This window comes from Colwellia sp. E150_009 (assembly GCF_053543955.1).
This window is the reverse complement of sequence record NZ_JBHFOM010000039.1, coordinates 12,299-37,949: the sequence shown is the minus strand read 5'-3', so window position 1 is coordinate 37,949 and position 25,651 is coordinate 12,299. Positions and strand designations below refer to the sequence as shown.

The following is a 25,651-nucleotide window of genomic DNA, read 5'->3' as shown; positions in this document are numbered from 1 at the left end:
ATAATTAGTATCAGAATAAGTCACTCTACATCAATTGATTATCGCTGTAAGATGAAGCTTATTTCAATAAACATATCATTAATCAAGGAAATCTAGTCTCTTATGTCTAGCCCTAAATTTCGCGATTTATCAGTTGCAAGTAAATCTTTAATTATCATTGAATTCCTTTTATTTTCAGGGGGAGTACCGTTAGCTATTTATATCAATAGTTTTTTGGGTTTTATTGATCTACCTGCTATACCAGACAATTACTTGCTTATTTATGCTTTAGTTTTTGCTTTGCTTAACCAATTAACGTCTTTAGCATTAGGTTTATACAATTCTAAATTACGGGTTAATTTTAGGGGCGTTATACGTCGAGTGTTAATGTGTGTTGCGGTTGCCTTTTTCGTTCTTACTATCGTTAATCCTTTTTATGGTAAATATGCGCTACCTATTGAAGTATTGGCTGTTGCTTCACTGGTGAGTTTTATCATTGTTAGTATATTTCGTTATTTAACTTGTCAAATAGATTTCTTTGGCTTTAATAAACGCATTATTTTAGTGTTGGGTGCTGGAGAAAGAGCGTCAATAATAGAAAGAAGAATGCGCAGAGATGTCGACAGACAAAATTTTTCAGTGCATGGCTATATCGTAATGGACGGTGACGCAGAAGAAGGTATTAAACAAGAAACTAGAATTGATCTTGATGGTTCATTGGTGAGTTATGCGCTTGAGCATCATATTGATGAAATAGTGGTGGCAAGTGATGAACGACGAAACAACATACCCATTAATGAGTTATTTGCTTGTAAAATTCGTGGTATTGAAATTACTGAAATTTTAGATTTTATTGAACGAGAAACAGGGCAAATTGCGGTTAATCTTATTTATCCTAGTTGGGTTATTTATTCAAATGGTTTTGCTTCATTAAACCACCTTCGTAATACCTTAGATTGGATTTTTAACGCAACAATGGCGTTTGTTCTTTTTGCCTTAACTTGGCCAATTATGTTAATAACTGCTATTTTAATTAAATTGGACGAAGGCTTTAATGCACCAATTTTTTATTATCAAGAACGTGTAGGTTTAGATGGTAAACCGTTTAATATTATTAAATTTAGAAGCATGCGTTTAGATGCAGAAAAATTTGGTGCGCAAATGGCTTCGGAAGATGACCCGCGTATTACTAAAATAGGTAATATTTTACGTAAATACCGTATAGATGAACTACCTCAAATTTATAACGTTATGCGTGGCGACATGGGGTTTGTTGGCCCAAGACCAGAACGACCAGAGTTTGTTCAAAACCTCATTAAAAATATTCCTTATTATAATGAGCGCCATAATGTTAAGCCTGGTTTAACAGGTTGGGCACAATTAAAATACCCCTATGGTGCTACTGAGGCCGATTCCTTGGAGAAACTGAAATATGATCTTTATTACATTAAACACCGCAGTTTTATGTTAGATATTCTTATTTTAATCAGAACGGTTGAAATAGTCTTATTTGGTAAAGGTCGTTAAAAGCAGTTGAATATCATTACACTTTAGGAGACGTGAGGATCATTTCTTTTAAAAACTGTTCATCAAAGGCTCTGTCTATTGAGAGCCTTCCAAGCTCAAACTGGTTAGCCTTAATACTGCAATTGATGATACTACGGAAGGTAAAGCCGGCTTTATAGCCAATTTCATCTAACAGCTTAAACATTGTATTATTATAAGTGGAATCTCCCCCTACAGGGTAAGACAAGCTTTCTATGGATAACTTTAAATAATCTTCCAATAGGCGTTTTGATTCCGTCAATTCATAAATAAGTTCTGTATCAGATAATGAAGACAAAATACGGTGTGTATGAGAATGCGCACCTACGCTAACAGTATTTTCTTCTAATTCTTTTAAATGTTCCCATTTCATAAATAAGTTATCAGCAATATTAGCGGGAATTTCTTTCTTTGTAAGAGCCCTTAATTCGGCTAATTGTAAGTTGATTTGGGCAGGAAATGATTTTACTCGGCTTAACACTCGACGAATCACATTGGCATCTCTGTTATCAGGCAGCGTAATAGCATCTGGCCAAATACTTAACTTAAATGACTCACCTGAAAATTGCTTAACATGCCAGGCTATTTCGTCCCACCAAGGTACAATATTTGAACCAATTAAACTGGTCGTTACAAAAAACGTTGCGGGAATATCCATAGCTTTCAACAGAGGGAAAGCAACGTCATAATTATCGCGATAACCATCATCAAAAGTGATTAAAGCCAGCTTTTCATTAATGGCTTCACCTGTTTTAATAATTGAACAGAGTTCTTTTAGGTCTATAATACGAAAGTTAGATTGGAAAAATTCTAAATAAAGTTGAAAATTATCACCGTCACATGAATAAACGCAAGGGTCAAACTCTGTTTGACTAGCATTGCCAATACGATGAAAATTAAAGCAATATAAGCCATTACTTCTATACGGCCATAGTATATTAGCTAATTTACCGCGTTTGACAATTTGCCTTTTAATTAATTCTAATGTCATTTATAGTTAACTTTAAATTGTGGGCGAGGCAAAATATAATCTCTATATTGGTTGGGGTTACCATCCTTATCGTCTTCAGCAGCTTTCACAATATTATACATTTCTCTTGAGTTTACATAGTGTAATACGTAGTTTTCCCCATCGTTATAGTTGTTTTCTAGGTAGGTGAACATGTCATCAATAGGTTTTCCTAGCAAAACATCCATATCTTTTTCTTGTGTACCGTGTGTATGTAATTTTATAAAACGCCACTCGGGTCTATTTTCTACATGAATATTAGATTTTACCCATAAATCTACACGATCATTAGTGGGTTCCATACCGCTTCTAAGATCAGAGTTCTCTATTTGAGGGAAAATACCTTTTTTCAGCTTTTTCCAATTGAGCATCAAAGGGCCATTAATTAAAAGTAAGTCGCCCCAAGGCTTTTGTTTAACTTTAGCATGAACCCCCGTGTTATGGGAGTTAGGAGCTAATGGATCATCTTTAGCATAATAAATACTATTGATGGTAGACGGCTGGGTTGGATGGGGAGCTGAAGGAAAAGTAAAGTCAGCATAGCAACCTGTTTCTTTTAAGATTAATAGTTCGTTATTAATGCCACAATTATTGCCACTAGGGTCACAATTATCTAGTGCCCAATTACCGTGTATAAAAGCATAAACGAGTTCGTCAGTTTCAGGATCTTTACTGAGCGCGCCATGCTCGTTGTGCAGAGTTTGGCAGAAAGACGTTAATAAGCCTCGTAAGTTTTCTTCAGTATCATTATGGTGGTGCAAATGTAGCTCTATTTCCCCAAAGCCTTGCTGACAAATATCTGCAATTTTATTTAAATGCTCATAACGATATTCTTCTTCTGGATAATAGAAGGTATGTTGCGGATGAAAACCATCGGCATCTAAGTGTTTTTTTGCCATTTTAGGGTAGTCACTTAACCAACGGTCAACACGAGCACGTTCCACTTCAATATCATTTGGTTTTCCCCATTGTGGTTCGTAATGGTCAACAATTGAAAAGAGTAAATGAATTGTTTTATCAGATTTAGCCGTTCGCTTACTGTATTGCTTCACGTATTGCGGCATCCAATTAAGCATGTTTTTTTTCTTTAAAATAGCAAGAAATGCGGCAACCCCACAGAGAAAAAGAATAAAGAAAGTAAAAATAATCATTATCGAGAAGTCCTCTGCCAGCTACCTTGAACGTTAGAATTAAAATAACGAATAAATCCCCGCATTAACGCAAGATTCATAGACACAAAAAAAGCAATCAATGAGGCTAAGGTATTAATTTCTATGTCTTGTTTTTGCTTCTTAATACCCCAGTACGCCACACCATAAAAAATAACTTGACCAAGCATAGTGAACTGATAGAAAGTCTCTGAAAGTAAAGCAATATTACTAATAAAAGCAATAACCATAAAATGGGGCACAAACCACCGTAATACTTTGTGGCTTACATAAGCAATAAAACGCCAACCTAATAAGGGATTTAATGCCCATAACATTTTAAAAAAAGCTTGATAATTACCTAAACCAATACGTACTCTTCTGCCTTCTTCTTCAGCCAAATTTGGTGCCACTTCTTCTATGGCAGTCGCTGAATGATCATAAATGGTTTTAAATTTCTGTTTCGAAACATTCATCACTATTTGAAAATCATCAACAATAGTATTGGCGGGTAAAGGCATATAAAGAGATTTTCTAATAGCATAAATGGCGCCATTGGCGCCAAGTAATGCACCTAATTTAGCTTCATGAAACTTAATAACTTGCTCATAGCGCCAGTAAATTCCGTCTTTATTAATGCCTGATTCAGCATCAACAAGGTTTAACTCACCACAAACAACACCAATAGAGTCATCTTGAAAGTGTTTTACTAAGGCATTAATCGCATCAGGGGTAAAATGAGTATTTGCATCCGACATTACCAATATTTCATCGGTAGCACTGGCAACTAAATCATTAAGCACACTCATTTTTCCACGGTTTTGTTCAAAAATGTGAGTATGTAAATTTGTCGCATTAATATTTTCAAGTATTTGTGCTGTGTTGTCAGAACTACCATCAGAGCCAATGCGTATGGTTAATTTGTCTTGGGGATAATCAAGAGAAAGTAAATTTTCTACACGTGCTTTAATACAAGAGTCTTCATTGTATGCTGCAATAATCACAGTAACATTAGGTAACTTATCATCTTCAACAAGTGATTCTTCGGTTGCCTCTTTATTAACAAAAATTTGCTTAATCGTACTGAAAATAATAAGCAAAAATGGATAAATAAAATAACTGTAAATAATGAGTCCGATGGCAGTCCAAAATATTATTTCCATTGACTACACATCCTTACTCATATTTTTTTGATAGGGTTTTGCGGGAATACCTAGCATTGTAGCTCCCATAGGCGCGTCTTTAGTTAATACGGCATTAGCACCAATTTTAACATTGTCTTCAACGACAAGCTGCCCAATAACTTTTGCACCTGCACCAATAAATATATTTTCACCAAAGTGAGGTGATTTACCTTTCTCGTCACCAATAACAACCCCGCTTTCTAACGTGATGTTTTGGCCGCCTTTCACTTTGGAATTAATGACAATACCAACGGGGTGCATAATGACAAAACCTTTATCAAAGTCTGCCCCTATCCCAATAACACAGCCGTTTAATAACTTATTTAGCCATTGAAACAAATAGGCGATTATTGCTAGGTTATGCATAGCAAACCAACGCATAATTCTATAAATAACATTGGCACTGGTGCCGTCAGACATCAATATGCGTATTATGCTGACATGTGATCCGTCTTCGGCAAAAATCTTTTGTTTTTGTTTCAAATCTGCTTTTAAATATTCCATTAACGTTGAAATTACACTTTTAAGTTAAATAAGTTTATGATTTGCTCGGCATTGTGACGCCATTGACGTTCTTTTTCAATGTAACTTCTTGCATTTAAGCCGACCTGCCTTTGCTGCGCTTGTTGTTCAACCAGTGATAAGGTTAAATCGACACAGGCTTTTCTATTATTTGCTGGAAATAACCAACTGGTTTCATTGTGTTTAACCACTTCTGCAATAGGCGAAAAGTCAGGTGCCACCATGCCTTTTTCCATCGCCATAAACTCAAATAATTTCATTGGCGAACCATAGTCATTTGAATCAGGCAAAATACCAAAGTCCATTGCCGACAAGTACGCAGGAATTTGAGCATGTTCAACCCTACCAGGTAGAATTATTTGTGACTCAACGTCTGCCTCTTGAATGCGTTTTTTAATGGGTTCAAAACACACGCCATCACCAACAAGCAGTAGCACAAGTTTGGGGTGAGACTTTAACTGCTCAACAATCATATCAACAAACCAATCTATGCCATGCCAATGAACAAATGCCCCCACATAACCAACCACAACTTTATCGTGAATATTTAACTGCTCACGTAAAGCAATACCTGCTTCTCTATCAATAATAAATTTGTCTAAATCAGCGGCATTAGGAGAAACAACAGAAGGAGAAATATTAGGATATGCCTTGGCTGCTACACGTTGAAAATGGCTTGAAATAAATACTAAGCCAGTGGCATTACTAAAAATCCATTCTTCAATTTTCCGAGCTAAACCTTTAAACGTAAGGTGTCTAACGCGATGAACTAAACAAGAGTCGTTAATTTCTAATACAATTGGTACATTGTTTCGTTTTGCCCACCAAACACTGGCAAAAAGAAATAAAGAATAACGCTCATAAATGCAATTAATATTATGGTCTTTAACTGCACGGCGTAAGCGAAAATATGAAATAACATTAAAGAACAACTCAACCCACTCAAAAACAAATTCAGGTAAGTGTGTGGTTAGCCCTGCCAGTTTAGATAAAAAACCTTTTTGTGGTTTGCTTTTTTCATCGGGTAAAGAATGAGTAACTTCTATGGTTTTGGGTACAGCCAATTCTTCGTCTTCAGGGTCAGCGCCAGGTAATGATAAAATAGCGACGCTATGACCTAGTTCTCTTAGTCCTTTTACTACGCCTCTAATATGAACGCCTTCCGCGCCTCTACCCCGTGTTCTGTGATGAAAAAGTATATTCATATTAGTTTTGACTCACTAATTTATCCATGGTGTATCCTTGTGATTGCCATAGTGGAATTAATTGCGATAATACTGAAATGCATAAATTATTATCATCATGAAATAAAATAATATCGCCAGCATTAACAGGCTGTTTTTTAAAGCGACTAATTATTACCTCAGCAGGCTCTTTTTTGAAATCTAAAGAGTCTCTATTCCAATGTACAGCGGTTATTTTTTCTTTCCATAAAAAATACATTAACTTAAGGTTCCATCGACCTTGAGGTGCTCTAAACAATTGACATGAACTATTGGTTGTTTGACTAATAATATCATTAGTTTTATTAACTTCGTTGCGCTGCTCTATATCGTTTAGCTTAGTAAAATTAGGGTGGCTATAAGAATGGTTAGCAATGGTATGCCCTTCGTTATAAAGACGATACATCAATGCGGGCTCTTTTTCAGCGCATTTACCAAGAACAAAAAAAGTCGCTTTTACATTGTATTCTTTTAATAAATCTAATAGCGACTCAGTTACTCCAGAAACAGGGCCGTCGTCAAACGTTAAAAACAGGGCTTTTTTACGACGCGATTTAGCGTATAAAAAAAGCCTGTCAGGCAATAAATAAGAGCGAATAAAAAGCTTAACCTGCTGAATCATTAAATGAAAATCCAATTAACATTTTGAATATAAGTGTCCGTTTATGCAGTGTAACAAAATTGTGAGCGGAACAAAGCTATTTTGTTACTCGTTGTCATTTGCGTTTAGCATTTCAATAAGTTGTGTTTTATTTTTCTGCCAAGTAAATTGTGAAGCATGTTGTTGTATTTTCTCTCGTGACCATTGACAACTTAATAACGCATTCAACCCCTTTGCAACAGCATTAGCATCTTTAGGTGAAATTAACTTTCCGCAAATATTTTCATCAACCACCTCTGGAATACCGCCAACGCTGGTTGCTAAAACTGGTGTGCCAGCAGCCATAGACTCTAATACCACATTAGGTACACCTTCATTGTAACTTGGTAAGCAGAGTGCCGTAGCATTTGACAACCATGCAGGTAATTTGTCGTGGGCAACATTACCCAGAAAAGTAACCCTTTCAATAAGGTTGTGAGCACTTACATACTGTATTAGCTTATTATGCATAACACCAGAACCAGCATACACAAGATGTAAATTAGGATGCTGTTCCTTAATTTGATTGAAGCCTTCAATTAACTCCATTACACCTTTATCGTGTTTAAGGTTGCCAATATAAAGACAATAGTCATTAGGGATTTTGGCAGAATGCACTAAACCGAACTTATCGTGATTTACACCGTTATAAATCACCTTTATTTTTTTGGGGTCTACACCAATAATTTCTAATTCATGGGCTAACGCTTTAGACACCGACAATATACCTTGAGCCGTATTGGCAGCGGCTAAAATTTGCTTTGATCTAGCAGGAATTTTTCCATGTAAATTAATATCACTACCATGCACCTTAAAAAAGAACTTAGTCTTGTATAAACGGCTTAACCAACTTGCAGCAACCGCCTCAGGAAAAGCCCAACTTGCCATTATTGTACTTGGGTTGCGTTTTTTTAACCAAACGCCACTGTGTAATACAATAGACAAAAACATAAATACACTATAAAAGCGTCGGCCAATTTTAGGTAAATAAAAATAAGGAACATAACGTGTATGAGAGCTTTGTTTAATTTGCTTTCTCTGCTTAAACCATTCAGGAAAGGCAACGGGAATCAATATACTTAAGTCATAATCATCTTGCAAAAGCTCGAATTGTTGTTTGTTAAAGGTGGCTCTATTTGGCTCCCAAGGAAGCGGATAGAGGTTAGTAATGATGACCAACGAGGGTTTGTTGCTAGATTTCACAAATAGTTACCCTATGCTTACCACTAACAGTTAATGGAATATCATCAACAAAATTTAAGTGGAGTGTTAGTTCGTTATCGGCATACTTATTTATTTCATCTTTAATTTTTTGTTCATCATCAGCAGACAATTTTTGATTAATAATCATGGCAATGTCTAACTCATTAATTTTACTTTGCTTGACTTGAAAACGCGTAATGTTTTCAAATTCTTTAAATAAATGAGGAAACAACTCCCCAGGAATTTTTTTACCCGAAGGGGTTTTAATAATATCGAGTTTTCGCCCATCAATACTTTTCATAATGGGTAACGGATTATTACAACCACAAGAAGAATTAACTAACGTTGCTCTGTCGCCATTAAGGTACCGAATTAACGGCATACCATAGTTATATAAGTCAGTAACCACTAAGTCGCCACTTTCACCTGTAATTGCCAAGCCATCTTCTGAAACAGTTTCTACCACTAAATGGTCAATATTAATATGCAGGTTCTTATGTTCTCTACACTCAGCCGACATTAGCATGAATTCACGACAGCCAAAGGTATTGTACACATTACAATTAAAGGCTTTTTCAATCACCTCTCGTTGAAAATCATGCAGTGGTTCCGCGCCAGTTAAAATAGTTTTTGGCGAAAATACCGATAACTTATTATCAATAATATATTTAGCTAATTCATACAACGGATTAACGTAAGACACTAATGCCTTGGGACGATAACGATTAATGTCATCAACGTATTCATGCATATTGTTTGCATTCATGGCAAACGAGTTCAGCATTTTCCTGTTATAAAACGCATGATATAAATTATTTTTAAGGGCTTTTAACTTGGTTGGTTGCCCAATATCTGCGCCCCATAAGTACAGTGTTTTCACGCCAAGGCCAGCACCCAACCAACCATAACCACGCCACATAATGGCTTCGCGTCGGGTATTGCTATCAACATTTAACTCAAACCTAAAAGGTTGCCCTGTAGAGCCTCCCGTGGCTTTTTTAATGTTTTTTGAATAATTTTTAGCAACTAATGCTTGATAATGTTTGGCAATATCATCTTTGGTAACAAAAGGCAGTTTTTCAAAATCAGCCATAGATTGAATATCATCAACTGAGTGAAAGCCTGCTTTTGCCCATATTTCAGGGTAAAACGTAGTATTGTCATAAGCATGTTGAAGGAGCTTTTTTAACTCATGCCATTGGTGTTTTTCTAACTGTGCTTTTGAAAGAGACAGATGAGATTGGTATTGATTAATATAAGTAAGCAGCTTTTTTCCTTTTATTTTTTCATACAAAGGAAGTATTAAATTTTTAAATAAAGCTGGATACATATAGGTTTTCCTTAAAGCCAAAAGAGTTAATATTTTCCATTAAATAAGAAACGTATCGTTTTGAAATGTAAAATGATTTTTTTATGAATTAAAAGTGTAATTGCAACCGTACATACTATCAAAATTAAAAAGCTGAGCGCTGGAGCTACATTGTATTTTACTAAGGTTACCGCTAATAATACAACGATTATGCTGTGAAACAAATAAATGCTATAGGCTGAGTTTGAAAGGAATAACCATGTTTTTGACGGCTTATTCGCATACATATAAAAAAGCTTAAATATGATTGATGACGAAACCCAAGCGATTAAACTTTTAGAGTATATATTGACAAAATACGTTAACACCTTACTGTCAAAAGGAAGCATAAACTGTAACAGGTACGCTACTAAAATTAAGCCAAGTAGGCTTGCAAAGTGTACTGTACTGAATTTTTTTAGCAAATCATGAGAATGAAAAAGTAACATGCCAAAAATAAAGTATGGTATATAAGAAACAATTTGATAAACGTCTAAAACGGTGAAAAAGATTGAATATAACGGAATACCTATTTTATTTAACGCAACAATAGCAAGTGAACAAAAAGGCAGTAAAATTAATAACAGTTCAGTGGGGGGCTTTTCAATAATATTAAAAATGGCACGGTGTTTTTTAATGACACCAGCAAAAAAATAAGTAATAGAAACTGCAACAAAAAAATAGATAAGTAAATTAATTAAGAACCATAAATGGGCAAGCCAATCTCCTGAAGTAAAAAACACCTCAAATGAAAAAGATTGATTATTAACATGACTTAAAAAAATGCTTTGTAATAAATTAAGCGTAAAAACAGTGGTCAATAAAGGAACTAAAATGCGTTGTACTTTATTACTACTAAACTGCTTAACTGATTGCCGCTGCAACATCATTAAACAAAAAAAACCAGAAATTATAAAAAAAGCAGGCATTCTGAAAGAGTGTATAAAAGTGACCACATAATTAAAAAAAGGATGGGTATTATCACTTAACACAAGCCAACGCTGATTGGGATTAAACACCTGTGCTGAGTGTATAAAAACGCCTAACATCATCAGAATGCTACGCATAGCATCCATATAGTAATATCTCATTGTAACTGCTGGCACAAGAAACCTTCTTTTTAATGAAAAGTTGAACGGTTAACCTTGAGCTAAGCAATTAACTTGATTCAAGATTTTAATTATTATGTGAAATAAAAAGTTAAATGTTCTTATTTAGTTTTATTATAAACCTACCTTAAGCGCCATATATACAGCAACAATAATAAACCATGAATACCCCATACACTTAAAGATCATGTTTTTATTGAACAACTCATTTTTTAATTCGGGCCGTATTTTTATCAGTCTTAAATGACTAGCCGTTTGCATGCCCAAGAAAATAAACAATAATAGCGTAAACTGACGACTTAAAAAGAATGCGGTGATCATAAAGCCAATCATTGAAAAAAACAGTGTTTGATTCATTTTTACTTCTGCTGCATATAACGTTTTATTGTCTTGAGTCACCGCTTCATCATCCCAAGTGCTGAATTCTTTTTTAATTCGATACCCAGCAAGCATAGATAAAACAATAACGCCGCCCCATAGAGAATAGCCCGGAACTCCCATTTCTCCTGCAACATGAATATATGAATTATGAGCAACTAGTCCATGATGATCCATGAAGTTACCTTTGCCCACACCAAACACAGGATTATGAATAAGCATTTGTATACCTGCGTACCAAGCTTCTAGTCGGCCATTTGCTGACGATTCAGATGAAGAAAACCCACCAAATTTTGACATTAATGTTGCAGCAATAGGCGCGAGAATTACCGCAAAGAGAATAAGCTTAGCGCCTGCTTTTTTCAGTAAAAAATAAACAGAAATAACACCTAGTAAGCCAAGTATTGTGCCCCGTGAGCCTGTCATTAATACGCCATAACAAAATAATACAAAGATAGCGAGCATAAGCATTTTATTGATTTTGCCCTTTTCAGTATAAAAGTAGCCAAGAAAAGCAAGGTTCATTATTAAAAACATGCCTAAATCATTAGGATCACCAAAAAAGCCTAAGTAGGTAATACGTATTTCTGCTCTACCAACCGACACAGAATCACCAAGTCCATAACCCATGTTTCCATCAAAAGATGTCTGTTGTAAGTAGCCGTTATAAATCATAATTAATGCAGCGGCTAATGAAACGTACATCAGCACTTTTTGGCGAGAGATAGAGGTGATTAAATTGCTATACAAGAAAAAAGGGATGATTGAAGCAACAAAGAATTTTTGTGCTTCTATTATTCCGCCACCACCCCAGCCATTTAAAAAGGCAGAAATCATAATCAAAGGCGTAAAGCCTAATAACATATAATGTTGTGGCAAAAATTTAATAGGCCTAAGCGATATTAGCGTAAATAAGAACGCTAAAATGGCAAATATTTTAATAAAAATATAATGCGAAGTTTCATAAGAAAACTCGTGCGGTCTAATTAATACCGAAATAGTGTACAAAAACAGACAGAAAAATGCAAAACCAGCATTTTTTTCATTAGTGGGAAAATATTTTGCCATAAATAATTGTATATCCAGCGTTAACGTATAAAAGAGAGTTGCGTTTGAAAGTAATGATTATATGGTATTAGCTTTATAGTTAATCGGGGCGAGTGCATGTTTGTTCAGCACTTGTTGTAGGCCAGCCTTGCCCTGGTTGCCAATTTTTTATAAGACAGCCATCCCTAAAAACAATGAATTCCTTATCAACATCAAGATTAGAATATTGATATTGAGGGCCGTTATGTGGAAATTCTACGGTTAAATCTACAGAAGTGACAGCGCCAAGGCCAGCATAAGCAATAAAACGGGCATCAGCCTGATTAAAGTTGCCTAAATAACGTGTGGTTATAATCTGTTGATTGGCTGAGTTTTTAAAAACAAATTTTGTATGGTAACCATCCGTATTGTTATTCAAACCACGGGCTCTAATTTTCATCCAATGGTTATCATTAGCATCATTTTTATAAAGTTTTAAACCTTTTATATCGCCAGAGCCATTGCTTAAAATGGCCATGTCGAGAAAGCCGTCATTGTTCCAATCGCCTACATTTCCCCAAGGTCTAAAAACGTCAACACCTGCTCCGCCATTGACAATTAAGTTTTTTAAGAGAGTAAACGTGCCATTACCGTTATTTTGGAATATTCGGGGAGAATTACTATAACTTTGGGTCATCGTCATAAAATCGATAAAGCCATCATTATTAAAATCACCAGGGTAAATACCACCATAGGTTGTCCAATGATTTTGATTTTTTAAACTGCCGTCAGTCCAAGAACCGTCGCCCGCTGTTTTTGTTACATCGGTAAAGGTACCATTGCCATTATTACGATGCAGAGAGAGATAAAACTCATCTTTTGTTTCAGCTATTGACCAGCTTCCATAACCAAAAAGAATGTCAAAATCACCATCATTGTCATAATCTAAAGGCACCTGCATATTTGGCGTAACAGAGCGAGTAACAGGGTGGGTAAACGCAACAGTAAAGCTATCAAAATCTGCTTTAGCTGGATTATAACGCCAATAACCATTACTTTGACCAGCAACCACATCAGGCCATGAGTCACCATCAACATCAACAATTAAATAAGACGAAGCCCCATAACCTGAAGCGTTTTCATCAAGTAATTCAGGCACAATAGTTGTGTTGGTTAAAGGGTCGTAAATACGTCGTCTTGAATCGCTAACAGTAGAAGACACAATAAGCTCAATATTACCGTCACCATTAATATCAAGCGCTGAGCATCTTGCCTTGCCGCCTATACAGCCTTTAATTTCACTGCTATATACTGGTGACTTACCCACACTAACATTAGAAAGTAATGGGTATATTACTGAGTCACCACCATCTGCGTCAGAGCCAAACATATCAGGCAAGCCTGAGCTCTTTTTAGTAATATTTGAAAAAATATAGCGCGACGTTATACGCCCACTGCCTAATTGAGAATACTTACCGTCGTTATTGTTATAGTACGCAAATTGATTACTGCACTTTCCTTCAATAACTTTATGTAACCACATTTGGCTGGTGCCTGCATTGTCATTGTGTGTGCCAGAAAATAAGTCAGGGCAACCATCGTTATTCACATCAGGCATACCAATCCAAAAAGGCTGGTGTGCAATAGGTGCAAAATCAATAACTTGCTCACTGACTTCTTCAAAAGAAACCATAGCATCGGTTTTTGGGGGTTCTGTTGTTAAAGGTGGCTCAACCGTTGGCTGTTTGTTGTTAATCCATTGCCATGTTCTAACGGAATTTGATCTGTGTTGCCAATTAAATAACCGATGAACATTTGAAAATACACTTGCACAGTCAGAATTAACCCAACCAGAAATTAATTTTTCAATACGTGCACTTAAACGTTTTTTATTATCATTGTTATCTTCAAAGTAATACGCCGTTGCAAGTATTAACACGGTTTCAATATTATGCGTGTCTGAATAATAAGGCCAATAATCACCACTTACGCGTACCTGATCACTAGCCCATGCGCTAGCAAAATAAAGTAAGTCTGTTGCGGTATTTGCTTTATTGCAGCTTTTTGTTCTGATGTCACCTACGGCAGAAAATGGCTGAATAATTAAATGTTCATTGGTAGTGCTATCATACATTGAAGTAAAACCGTATAAATCAACGGCATTACCCAGTTTTTTAAGCATTTCAGGTATTTCTTGATTGTTGGTTACCCAATAACTTTGCCAAAGAAAATCAGCTATGTTTTCGCTCATCCAAGTAGAAAATCCACGTGAATTTGAATCGTTTATTGGTGCGTTTGATGCGCTGTGGTTGCCTTCATGCACATCAAGATTATGTTCAAACCCCCCTGTTTTAGGTAACCAACCATTAGTTTTATCCCACGCATGTTCATCTTGCTGCATTTTAGCAAGAGAGGCAATTCTTTGATTAATATGACTATAAATAGTTGTGTCAGCAGTTATTTCGTAAGCACCTACTTCAGCTAACCCTGCCATTCCTGCGCCACGCTCAGTAAAGCCTTCATTTTCACTATTAAAATCATCTCGAGAACCATATTGGTTCCAACCTAAATCACTTTGTAATGCCATATCAATAATAAGTGAATTGTCCCATTGACTGTTATCACCTGTTAATGCCCACGCTAATTTGGCTGGTTGGGTGTAAATATATTTACCGTCTGCACAGGCAACACCCCATGTCCAGCAACCGCGACCGCCTGACTGACTTGGAGACGAACTGTCATTTTTTACATGCGAAAAATAAAACTGTTTACTTAAAATTGCTTCTTTTAAAAACTCAACTCTACCTGTTGTCATATAAGCTTTAAAGTAAGAAGTTGAGCGGTCGAACAACCAATTAGCACCACTTGAAATGCTAAAGTTTAACCCACCAGACCACCGCTTAAATTGTCCCACTTGATATTGTTCAAATTGGTCACTTTCGCCTTGAGAGCTAGCATATTGAGGAATTAACCCTGATGTTGCTAAATAGCTTTTATCATGAATAGCAAATATTCTAGGGTAGGGCATATTCGCTTTGTTAGCGTCGGCAATAGCCCAGCCATTATTATGAGGCTGCTCAATAAGATCTTTTTGAGTGTCTCGCCCATTATTGGTGATGGTTAACAGAATATTACCTAATGTCATATCAACATTTTGTAATTGTATTGTAACCGAGCGAATTGAATTGTCAGACCAATGCCAACGTAACCCTGCTTTAGCAACAATAGGTTGTTCTAAGCCCATTGCTATTACTTGAATTTCTGAAATGTCGTGAACAACGCCTTCGGCAATAGGTAGTGCAAACGTAACAAGTTCACTTGTATGTGGCTCTATTTCAGTGTCGGGCTGCAGTGTTACCGTGGTATTAAGTTGTTTATTGTTTGAGTTTGCGGGGCTTACCAAAATAACAATGTTGTCGGTTGTTTGCTCGCCTGAATTATCAATAACACTTAATTGAAATTCTAACGTGGTTTCTTCAGTAACGGTTGGCGAAGTAAACTGAATATCAGTGTCTGAAATATCAACAATAGTCACGGTTGGGCCACTCACTTGTTGCCAAAGGTAACCATCAATAGTGCCGTCAGAATCTGACGCTACACCTGTTAATAAAACAACCGCGCCGCTTTGAACCGTTTTGTCTGTTCCAGCATCAGCAACAGGCGTTGTACTGATAGGCGTTTGTACTTTGTCAACTTGTTCACTAGGGCTTTCGCTTCCACAACCAACAAGGCAGCAAAATAAAAAATAGGTGCTGAGTTTTGCGACTGCTTTCAAGGAAAAAAAATGTTTCATTAAGTGAAAATCCGTTAGTTAATTTTAAAAATATTGTTTTTTTAATTACAAGCGTACAATATCAATACATTCTAGCGTGTAATTAGCGCTTAAAAAACTTTCTTTTTATTAATTGAATGATTTTATGAATAACCAGTTTCTTTTTATTTCTTATTAAACTCACCGAAAGCATAGGTAATTTTTCACAAGAAAATTTAGACTTATAGCTATCTTTAACACCACCCATCATAAAATCATACGTTGTTGCAGTACAATGTTCAATTGACCAATAATGTAAGTATAGCCCTGGTGACAGCTTCTCGTAATTTTTTTGATCCCAACCGCTTTGGTAAAAGTAAAAAGTACTGTCGTCAACTAAATAATAGTTTATTGCAATAGGCTTGTTATCAATAAAAATAGCGCTTATTGCAATATTATTTACATGCTCTTTAATTAACGACAAATGAAACGAATTGAATTCTGGCGAACTAAATGCGCCCAAGTTACCTTTATTCAGCCACCTTGTTTGATGAAAAGCTGCCAATGTTGGCCACATAGAATAAATGTCTTCTTTGGCTAACCAGCGAATATCAACAGTAAACTGTTGTAGCTGGTTTTGAGTTCGCTTTATTCTTGAACGCGTGTTTTTAGACACACTTTGCAGTGACCATTTTTTGCATTCTATTGCATAGCGATAATTGTCACGCTGGTTAACATCACCCTTAAGTAAGGGTAAAACTTTTGCCATATGCGAGTTACCTAAAATGGCTTTCGTTATTAATAAGTCAGTAGACAAATTATTTAAATGCTGTGCAAGTTGCGAATAAAGGGCTTTTTCGTATCCTGTTTTTATTTGAACATCTAAATATTCAGACGACACTTCAGTGTTTTCAGGCTCGCCTTGCCCAATAAAATACAACGTTGACACATAAGGAAAAGCACGTTCTTTATGTATATAAAAAGGAGCAAAGCCAACAATAACGTTGTTGTGGTAATACACAATACTGTGCAGTTGCCAGTTTTGTTGCCAATAGTATTTATACCATGTGTTTAACCACGTACACGATTCAAAAAGTGTACGGCGCTCTTCTGCCTTGTCAAAAGCTAAAAAGGCACTTTCTAACTGCTCGTACGAGCTAACGATAACTTCCTGTATGTCTTGTGGTTTAATACCCATAATAGCTACAAATTTTTAAAGAATAATATTAAATAAAACGCATGCGTTATTCAGACCCTTTGCCAAGGTTAAGTTTGTCTGACAATAAATTAAAAATCATTACTCTAAGTGGTTTGTTTAACAGCATAAACCAGCAAATAAGAATAATAAATGGGAATGTTATAGCCCCTGAAACAATCAGTGTTAACCAAGTATTAATAGCGAAATACTCTAAAGCATAAGCACCAGACAAGCCTAAACAATACACAAGGAATATAGAGGTAAACAACTGAATATAAATAGCTTTGGTTTTATAATCATTGTATTTGCGAAACAGCGCCATTTTTACATAGATATTAAAAATAAGATTAGTTAACGCACCACTCATGGCTATACCAATAAGCCCATACTCTAAACCGAGATATATCGACATTGGAATATTAAACGCGACGATACAAAAACTAATAGCAGACAATAATTTATGATTAGCCTGTGCCAATAAAATACTGTTAGCGCTAGTATTAAAGCCACTACATATTGTGGAGAACACCGCAAAACATAAAATGCTGTACGAGTATTCAAACTCATCACCTACCCATAGCACAATAAACACTTTACCAAACATTAATAAAGATATATTCAACACAGTAGAAACAAATATATTAATTGTTGTTGTTTGAACAAAAATCTTTTCCATGTTTTGGTTTTTTGCCGCCATTTTATTGTAAATTGGCGAAAAAACCCCAGTAATAGTGCCGATAAAGGCTTGACCATGCATCACTAAATTTGAAGAAATTTGTTGTATTGCCAGTGAAGGTAAATCGAATAATTTGGTAATGATAATAGGGGCAGCACGTGAACCAACCGTGTTAATAACACCGTTTAATACTAAATGTTTAGAATAGGCAAATAACGATTTTATTTCATCTAACTGTACCAAACTTATTTTAAAAGAAAGGCTGGGGAATAAACGCTTAGCATAAAAAACTTTAAGTAAATTAGTAATAACATCGGCAGCGAGTGTAGCAACCACAGCACCCCAAATATTTAAGTCTGATATTAACCAAAAAACTAATAACGCCTTTACAATGGCGTTTAAAGATGACAAGTTAGCGTCAATATCAAACCGCAATAACCCGGCGAAAAACCCGTGAAAAGGGTTCATTAAAAACCCCCACAGCACCTTAACGGCCAACACTAACAATATATGCACTAAGGTTAATTGCTCTGGGCCAGTTACACCAAAGATAGCTGGCACTTGCGTTAAACCAACCATGATTAATACCGAGGCAAAACCTAATACGGCAAAAAGCACTAAGGAGGTTGAAAAAATCATATTGACACGTTGTGTGTCTTTTAACTCTAACGCTTGTACTATTTGACGTTGTACGGCTTGTGGAAAGCCTAAATCAACAACATTAAACCAACCTAAAATAGAGAGGATTAATATCCATAAACCGTAGTTAGTGGTGCCAAGTACGCTAATAAGATAAGGGGTAAGTAATAACGAGGTAAGAACAACAATGGCACGTTCAAGAAACCGAAAAATTGAGCTTTTTAAAAGGAGTTTTTTCATAATTCTCGTTGGTTATAGTATTAAAAAAATAGCTTAATAAAAGCTATTTTTTAATTATCAAAGTCTTTGGTGTATATTTCTAAGAAATAGTTCCTGTTAATCTTAAAGTACAAGCAGGCATTATTTTAACTATCACGCTTTAATATATTTTCAACTTCTTGAATAAAGTGCGTACTTGCATTGCCATTATTAAAAAGATAATTATTAATAAAATGCTCTCTTTGGCTGTGTAAATCGTCAAATTCAATTACATTTTCAATGGTTTTATCTTCAAAATCATCCCAGCACGGAGTATGACATACTTGAATTACTTCTTCATGAATATGTAGCGCTTTAGAATATTCATAAATGGCTTTATTACCGTCAAATAATACCTTTTTATTCAATGCCATTGCTTCAAATAAAATAGAACTTATGTCACTGATAACCATATCACTTGCTTTAACCAAATCCAAAGTAGTGAATTTACTTTTAGGTAAATTGATATGCATATCTGTAAAAGTACTATTTTTTTGGAAAAAAACTTGGCCATCACAACGATTAGGTTCAAATAATAAAGGGTGTGGGCTCATAATAATATTGAATTGTTTTTTAGTACTTAAAAAAGCAATTATTGCTTTTACATCAGAAACTTTGCTTATGTTATTACACCAACTAGGCGCATAAACAATAATTGGTTTACAGGCGTCAAGCTGATAGCCGTCAATAATTTCTTGTTGGCGTGATGAGCTATCATCTAAAATGGGTAATCCAACTGGAATCACTTTTTCTGTAGATAAAGCCTGAGTTTGCAACTCATAGGCTGGACGATAGGGAGAAAAAATAAAGTCGTAATCTAATAGCCCCTCATTTACAACATAATCTAATTTAGGCCCTATACCATGACCAAAATATATAGAGGGGCAACTAAACCAAAATGGTATTTTATTATACTCGGTTGAAATAAATACATCAGCCATTTTATAAAGAGGATAATCATTTACTGTTTTATAAAAGCTAACATTTTTAAGTGGCGATATACCTTTGTTGTCAGGAGTGATCACAGCGATATAATACTGGTTACTCAAAGATAGCTGATAAATAATATTTCTAAAATGCTCTAAGTGAAATGGCGTACATGCCTCTAATACAATTAAAGGTTTATATGGGATGAATAAATTGACTAAAGAGCTATAAATGGAGTTTAAAAAGGCTTTTTTTCCTTTTGGAAAGATGAGGGATAATGGCATAGCGTTGTTCTTATGTTTAGCTGTTTAAGCAAAGTGCAATAGTAATGGTTATTGTTTTTTGATAGCTATCTTGTGCTAGTGATTACTTCAATAATTTCAGTAGTAGAAACAGAAGGGGTGCGTTTTAAATATACAACTTCACAAAGTGATTTCAAATGATCGAATTTACCTTCCCAATCATCACCCATAACTAATATGTCGGCATTGTATTGTTTAATATAATCGGCTTTTTGTTCTAATGAATTTTCTGGGAAACATAGATTAACATAGCGTAAACTATTTATTATTTTCATTCTATCTTGTTCAGGATAAATAGGAGCCCTGCCTTTTTTATCATAGTTTAACTTGTCGGTAGATACCCCAACAATTAGGGTATCACCCAAGGCTGCCGCTCTTTGTAGGATATTAATATGCCCTACATGGAAAACATCAAATGTTCCAAATGTTATAACTGTTTTCATTTTAATCCTTTACATATAAAAATCAAAGTCGAGATAGTTAATGAATTATGACAGAATTATGAAACTATGAATATAGTGTATATTTAGTTATAACAATTGAAGCATTATGTTTTTAAAACATCTGCGATTGTTTTTTCAGGAAAGAATTCTTTCATTACTTCTTGGCAACCAGTTTCAATAACTAATTGCTCGATATAATCTGTATTTATTTGTGATAGTAAATTGTGTTTTTTGGGTGCTTTAAATGAATGACTACTATTAATGTTAAGTGATTTTGTTGAAATACCTAAGAACTGGCTTATATTTTTGAGATTATCTTTTATTAAACTTGTTTTAAATACCAATAAATTTGCACTACTTACTTGATTGAGGACTTCTATATTTCTTTTTGCCCAATATTGTAAATATCCTTTAATTGGATATAAGCCATTATAAGAATTTAAAACGACTTCTTCGTTGCTAAATATATCTCCTGAAGCATTATAGTTTAGATCTCTCCCAAGTTTCCAAATACAATCATGCTCAACAGGGTTATTTATTTGATGGTTAATTATTGAGTCGAGAAAACTATAGCAATCTCTTATTGGGAGTATGAATTTAGCATCAGAATCTAGTTGTATGAACTCTTTAACAAAATATCCAGCAAAATCTGAAGATTCCATATGTAGGTTGTTGCGAATATCTCTGTTTTTCAAAAACAGTAAGAGATCAGCTGTTTCCATTCGCCCTTGATTAACTTCATTTTTAAGATATATTAGATGGTCACCATTTGGCTCATGCCTTGACCGAAAGTTTTGGTTAAAAATGGCTGCAACTGAATGAGTTCCTGATTTAGCTGTACCAACACAATAAGCTTTAAAATTTCGAGGTTTTATATACGGTTTTAGTGCTATTTTTATTTTCTCTTTAATGTTTATAACGGACTGTTTCTTAATATCTTTCCCTGTCTCGACCACGTTCATTAGTTAATAACCTCCTTTAATATTGACACATAATAAGTAATTACTTTAAAAGTAAAGTATATCAGTAAGCTCCTGTTCCGTATAAAGACCTATTGATGATATAGGGTGTTATTAGGATTTAATACTATCACTTCGTTTGGTTTTGACTAAATAATTGTTAATTTTTTGCCGTGTTTTTAATAAATAATGCAGTAATAGTTAGGTTGTTACAAATAAATTAACATAAATCCTTAATATAAAGTTCATAATAAAGTCATATTTGAACTGGTATCATTTTTTAAGGGTTACCCACAATTTTTTTCTTAAATACGAAAAACCATAACTAATCAAAAATGGTTTTTTGTTCATATTATTTAAAAGGAATTGTGTTGGATCTTTCTATCGTTTTTGCCACCTACCATAATGAAGAGATACTGCAAAAATCTCTAGAATCGTACTGTTTAATTGAAACTGAATACGAATGGGAGTTGATTATTGTTGATAATGCTAATCGTGAAGAAACAAAACGCCTAGTCAATAAATATAAAACTAAACTTCCCATTCACTTTATTGAAAAATCAGAACCAGGGAAAAATAATGCCTTAAACAAAGCGTTACCTTTTATAAACGGTAATCTTATTATGTTTACTGACAACGATATTATTCCCAATAAAAATTTAATTAACCACTATATAAATGCCGCCAATAATTACCCTGAATTCGACATTTTTGGTGGTAAAATTTTACCTGATATTACGCTGCCACAATGGGTAGATACTTCTAGTGCTAGCGTTAGAGGGGCTTTTGGCATATTAGATTTAGGTAATAAAGATGTTGAGGTAGATCCCGTAGCCAGTATATGGGGTGGAAACATGATGCTAAAAAAAGCCATTTTTAACCAAGACTTTGCTTTTAATGGAGTAATTGGCCCTAAAGGCACTAACTACACTATGGGTAGTGAATCTGAATTATTAGCGCGTTTAAAAATGTCGGGTTATAAGGCAATGTATGTTGCTAACGCGGTTGTTAAGCATCAAATTAGACAAGAGCAACTATCTATATCATGGTTAACTAAGCGTTCTTTTAGATCAGGAAAAGGAGAAGGGTATCAACACGAATATAATGGGGTGAGTAAAATTTTAGGTTACCCTCGGTACTTAATTAAAGTGTTATGTAAAGATTTTATACGGGTTGCAACATCTTTATTCAGTGGAAAAAAATTAATTATATGCAACGCGATGATGACGTTATATCATACTGCAGGTCTTTTAAATCAAAGTAAAATATTAGATAAAAAGTAACATTTTATTTAATAAAGTTGACCCGCAAATAAGGATAATAATGGATCTTTCAATCATTTTTGCTACCTACCATAGTGAAAAAATACTGCAAAAGTCGCTTGAATCGTATTGCTTAATTGAAACAGAACTCCAATGGGAGTTGATTATTGTTGATAATGCGAACCGTGAAGAAACAAGGCGTATAGTTAATGCATTTAACACTAAGCTCCCTATTCATTTTATTGAAAAGTCAGAACCCGGTAAAAACAATGCCTTAAATAAGGCCATTCCTTTGGCTAAAAGCAATCTTATTTTATTTACCGACAACGATATATTACCTAATAAACACATTGTTGATCAGTACGTGAATTACGCAAAACGTGAACCTGAGTTTAATATTTTTGGTGGTAAAATATGGCCTGACAGAACACTACCAAGTTGGATAGATTTATCATCGCCAATAATTAGGGCTGCTTTGGGCGCACTAAATTTAGGTGATGAAAATAGAGAAGTAGATGCCGATGCCCTTTGGGGGGGCAATATGCTTATTCGCCGTTGTGTTTTTGATGACGGTATTCGCTTTGCTTCTAAAGATCTAACCGTGGTAAATAATCATATTACGGGTAGCGAAACAGAACTGTTAACTCGGCTGCAAAAAGCGGGTAACAGGGCAATGTATTTGCCTGAAGCAGAGGTTGGTCACCAAATTAGAGATGAACAACTAACGTTGCTTTGGCTTGTAAAACGCGCCTATAAAGCGGGCGGAGGTTACGCCTACAACAACCCTTTAGGTAATATGCCTAGCGTGCTTGGTATGCCTAGATACTTATGTAAAGTTATTGTGATTGATGTATTAAAGCTATTGGTTAATTTGCTTTCTTTTAAAAAAAATATTATTTGTATTTCATTAATGAAAATATCAAATACGTATGGCCGATTAGTGCAGTTTTATCAAGATAGAAAAGGGTAATTTTATCGTTAAAAATAGGTATTATAATTCTGTAATATCTATATCTTTCAATAACTCAACAGAAGCATCAATAGTTAAATGCCCAACATCTCGATAGATGAATGTGTTATTAATTTCAACTTTACAATTTTCATTGTCACATAAGTAATTTTTTAGCCAAACCACTTTAACGACACTTTCAATTTCTTTAAGTGTGCTAATGACATGCTGTTGATAATGCATGGCCTCATTATAATTAATAGTACAACCTTCTCTTAGTAGTAGGGCTGTTCCGAACTCTCTTTCTAGGCACTCCCCTACGTTAAACCCTGTTTTAGGGAGAGGGGAAAAAACTATTGGTGTAATGTTTAGCTTTTTCAATTCTAAAATAGTGTGCTTAAAAGCATTAATAAATAATTGATAATCACTTTTAATTGAACCGTTTTCTGTTAAGTAATTAACTCCATTAAATTTCAAGTAATTGCTGAAATTCCCGCTAAGAACCACATGCGTAATACTCTTATTATTTTTGATATATGCGAATGCATTATTATTAAAGGTTAAGCATTCTTGCGCCCACCTAGCATCATAATTTTTCATGATGGGTACTAAACCACTAATAGGCCCACAAGCGCTTTTAGTAATTTGAGCAAACTGTTTATTTTTTACCGATAATCCTGGTACTAAATGCATTGCGTAGCTGTCTCCCCACACAACAATTTTGGGTTTGTCGCCTTTAATGCAGTTGTTTTTTAACCTGTTATTTTCGTCAAAAGAGCCTTCGCAATCACGGCTTAAGCCGTGATTTATTCTTCTAATGTGAGAGAATTCATCTTCGTTGCTTTCTGCTGTGTAGCTATACGCTATTGGCACCGCAAGTAAAAGGGTTGTTGCGCTTACCGTCACTTTCCAGCTTGAGAATATCGCTTTAAATTTACCCACTCTAAATGGCATTTCAACATATTTAAATTGTAAGTAACCCAATAGTATAGAAAGTAACGTAATTGTTATTTTAACGGTGGTAGGTACATCACCTACATAACTTAGATAGGCAAAGGCAAATAATGGCCAATGTACTAAGTAAATTGAGTAAGACCAATCGCCAATTTTTTCAATTAGTCGAACTCCTATAAACTTAGGTAGCCAGTCTTTATTGCCTAATAAAATAACCATAGTTGATAGCACTACAATAACAGACTCAATGCTTGGGTGTTCATTGTTTATGTTTACTAGACAAGTGAAAAATATAAAAAATAAAGCTAGGTACTTAAGTGGCTTTGGTATGTTTATGTTGCCTTTTGTACGTAGCATTAACCATGCACATAACGATCCTCCTAATAATTCCCATGCACGAGTAAACAGTAAAAAGAATGCCCATTCAGATTTAGATGAGTCGGCAATACGCCACAAAAAAGGGGCCGTTTGGTTTTCACTGTATACCCATGAAAAACACCAAAATAAACTGATTGCAGTAAGTGCTATTAGGCCAAATAGTCGATAGTTTTTAGGCAAAAAATACAGGGTAATAGGTAATAAGAAATAATATTGTTCTTCTAGAGAAAGCGACCAAATATGCAATAAAGGTTTGCCTTCTGATGCGCTTTCAAAGTAACCACTTTGCCCAGGTAATACCATATTGGCGGTGAATGTTAATGCCCCCTTTAGCTGGGCTAAATATTCAAGCCATTGCTGATTTGTTAATATTATTAAACTAAGCAATGTGGTAAATAACAAAGTGCTATATAAAGCAGGCAATAACCTTTTTGCTCTTCTTAAATAAAATTCGGAAAAAGAAAAGTTATTATTTTCTAGCGTTTTTAGAATAATACTGGTGATTAAAAAGCCAGAAAGTACGAAGAAAACATCAACACCAAGATAACCTTGGCCTAGTAAGCCTAAATTACTGTGATAGAGAACAACAACTAATACCGCTATACCCCTTAAAAATTGTATATCTCTTCTCAATTGCTTAA

General features: G+C 34.9%; 20 protein-coding genes. 3 read left to right on the top strand and 17 right to left on the bottom strand.

The features are described 5' to 3' along the window. Positions 1–102 precede the first annotated feature (102 nt). Positions 103–1,506 (top strand): TIGR03013 family XrtA/PEP-CTERM system glycosyltransferase, encoded by a 1,404-nt coding sequence (locus ACE1OF_RS15220; protein WP_448895505.1) that lies wholly within the window; start codon positions 103–105, stop codon positions 1,504–1,506. A 16-nt stretch (positions 1,507–1,522) separates the two neighbouring features. On the opposite strand, the gene ACE1OF_RS15215 is transcribed toward ACE1OF_RS15220, so the two are convergent. The 16 genes from ACE1OF_RS15215 to ACE1OF_RS15140 form a co-directional block, all read right to left on the bottom strand. Then, the gene (locus tag ACE1OF_RS15215; protein ID WP_448895504.1) at positions 1,523–2,515 is read right to left on the bottom strand and encodes a polysaccharide deacetylase family protein; all 993 of its coding nucleotides are present in this window, start codon (positions 2,513–2,515) and stop codon (positions 1,523–1,525) included. Next, positions 2,512–3,684, bottom strand: a complete 1,173-nt coding sequence (locus tag ACE1OF_RS15210) for a hypothetical protein (protein WP_448895503.1) — start codon at positions 3,682–3,684, stop codon at positions 2,512–2,514. The genes ACE1OF_RS15215 and ACE1OF_RS15210 overlap by 4 nt, the downstream gene beginning before the upstream one ends. Beyond that, a complete protein-coding gene (locus ACE1OF_RS15205) occupies positions 3,684–4,844 on the bottom strand; it encodes a glycosyltransferase family 2 protein (RefSeq protein ID WP_448895502.1) in 1,161 nt (386 codons plus the stop codon). Before ACE1OF_RS15205 ends, ACE1OF_RS15210 begins: the two co-directional genes overlap by 1 nt. Positions 4,845–4,847: 3 nt before the next feature. Continuing rightward, complete coding sequence (locus ACE1OF_RS15200) at positions 4,848–5,369, bottom strand: serine O-acetyltransferase (protein WP_448895501.1); 522 nt, start codon at positions 5,367–5,369, stop codon at positions 4,848–4,850. An 11-nt stretch (positions 5,370–5,380) separates the two neighbouring features. Next, the gene (locus tag ACE1OF_RS15195) at positions 5,381–6,592 is read right to left on the bottom strand and encodes a glycosyltransferase (protein WP_448895500.1); all 1,212 of its coding nucleotides are present in this window, start codon (positions 6,590–6,592) and stop codon (positions 5,381–5,383) included. Between the two features lies 1 nt (position 6,593). Further along, the gene (locus ACE1OF_RS15190) at positions 6,594–7,232 is read right to left on the bottom strand and encodes a polysaccharide deacetylase family protein (protein WP_448895499.1); all 639 of its coding nucleotides are present in this window, start codon (positions 7,230–7,232) and stop codon (positions 6,594–6,596) included. Positions 7,233–7,316: 84 nt separating this feature from the next. Further along, a complete protein-coding gene (locus tag ACE1OF_RS15185; RefSeq protein WP_448895498.1) occupies positions 7,317–8,453 on the bottom strand; it encodes a glycosyltransferase in 1,137 nt (378 codons plus the stop codon). Further along, on the bottom strand, positions 8,443–9,783 hold the full coding sequence (locus tag ACE1OF_RS15180; protein ID WP_448895497.1) for a phenylacetate--CoA ligase family protein: 1,341 nt from the start codon (positions 9,781–9,783) through the stop codon (positions 8,443–8,445). The genes ACE1OF_RS15185 and ACE1OF_RS15180 overlap by 11 nt, the downstream gene beginning before the upstream one ends. 26 nt (positions 9,784–9,809) lie before the next feature. Then, positions 9,810–10,892 (bottom strand): acyltransferase family protein, encoded by a 1,083-nt coding sequence (locus tag ACE1OF_RS15175; RefSeq protein ID WP_448895496.1) that lies wholly within the window; start codon positions 10,890–10,892, stop codon positions 9,810–9,812. Positions 10,893–11,024: 132 nt separating this feature from the next. Next, the gene (locus tag ACE1OF_RS15170) at positions 11,025–12,356 is read right to left on the bottom strand and encodes an O-antigen ligase family protein (RefSeq protein ID WP_448895495.1); all 1,332 of its coding nucleotides are present in this window, start codon (positions 12,354–12,356) and stop codon (positions 11,025–11,027) included. 79 nt (positions 12,357–12,435) lie between these two features. Continuing rightward, positions 12,436–16,107 carry an FG-GAP-like repeat-containing protein gene (locus ACE1OF_RS15165; protein WP_448895494.1) on the bottom strand — a complete coding sequence of 1,224 codons (3,672 nt, stop codon included), beginning with the start codon at positions 16,105–16,107 and terminating at the stop codon, positions 12,436–12,438. Positions 16,108–16,189: 82 nt separating this feature from the next. Then, positions 16,190–17,263 carry a GNAT family N-acetyltransferase gene (locus ACE1OF_RS15160; protein ID WP_448895493.1) on the bottom strand — a complete coding sequence of 358 codons (1,074 nt, stop codon included), beginning with the start codon at positions 17,261–17,263 and terminating at the stop codon, positions 16,190–16,192. 46 nt (positions 17,264–17,309) lie between these two features. Further along, positions 17,310–18,818, bottom strand: coding sequence for an oligosaccharide flippase family protein (locus ACE1OF_RS15155; protein WP_448895492.1), 1,509 nt, complete (start codon positions 18,816–18,818; stop codon positions 17,310–17,312). A 125-nt stretch (positions 18,819–18,943) separates the two neighbouring features. Then, positions 18,944–20,047, bottom strand: coding sequence for a CDP-glycerol glycerophosphotransferase family protein (locus ACE1OF_RS15150; protein ID WP_448895491.1), 1,104 nt, complete (start codon positions 20,045–20,047; stop codon positions 18,944–18,946). A 65-nt stretch (positions 20,048–20,112) separates the two neighbouring features. Beyond that, the gene (locus ACE1OF_RS15145) at positions 20,113–20,508 is read right to left on the bottom strand and encodes an adenylyltransferase/cytidyltransferase family protein (RefSeq protein ID WP_448895490.1); all 396 of its coding nucleotides are present in this window, start codon (positions 20,506–20,508) and stop codon (positions 20,113–20,115) included. 104 nt (positions 20,509–20,612) lie between these two features. Further along, positions 20,613–21,470, bottom strand: coding sequence for a hypothetical protein (locus ACE1OF_RS15140; RefSeq protein ID WP_448895489.1), 858 nt, complete (start codon positions 21,468–21,470; stop codon positions 20,613–20,615). Positions 21,471–21,838: 368 nt separating this feature from the next. Here ACE1OF_RS15140 and ACE1OF_RS15135 point away from each other — a divergent pair, with 368 nt between their 5' ends. Together ACE1OF_RS15135 and ACE1OF_RS15130 are read left to right on the top strand one after the other, a co-directional pair. Next, positions 21,839–22,750 (top strand): glycosyltransferase, encoded by a 912-nt coding sequence (locus tag ACE1OF_RS15135; RefSeq protein WP_448895488.1) that lies wholly within the window; start codon positions 21,839–21,841, stop codon positions 22,748–22,750. Between the two features lie 40 nt (positions 22,751–22,790). After that, the gene (locus tag ACE1OF_RS15130; RefSeq protein ID WP_448895487.1) at positions 22,791–23,699 is read left to right on the top strand and encodes a glycosyltransferase; all 909 of its coding nucleotides are present in this window, start codon (positions 22,791–22,793) and stop codon (positions 23,697–23,699) included. A 21-nt stretch (positions 23,700–23,720) separates the two neighbouring features. Here ACE1OF_RS15130 and ACE1OF_RS15125 read toward each other — a convergent pair whose 3' ends face one another. Further along, a complete protein-coding gene (locus ACE1OF_RS15125; RefSeq protein ID WP_448895486.1) occupies positions 23,721–25,643 on the bottom strand; it encodes an acyltransferase family protein in 1,923 nt (640 codons plus the stop codon). Positions 25,644–25,651 lie beyond the last annotated feature (8 nt).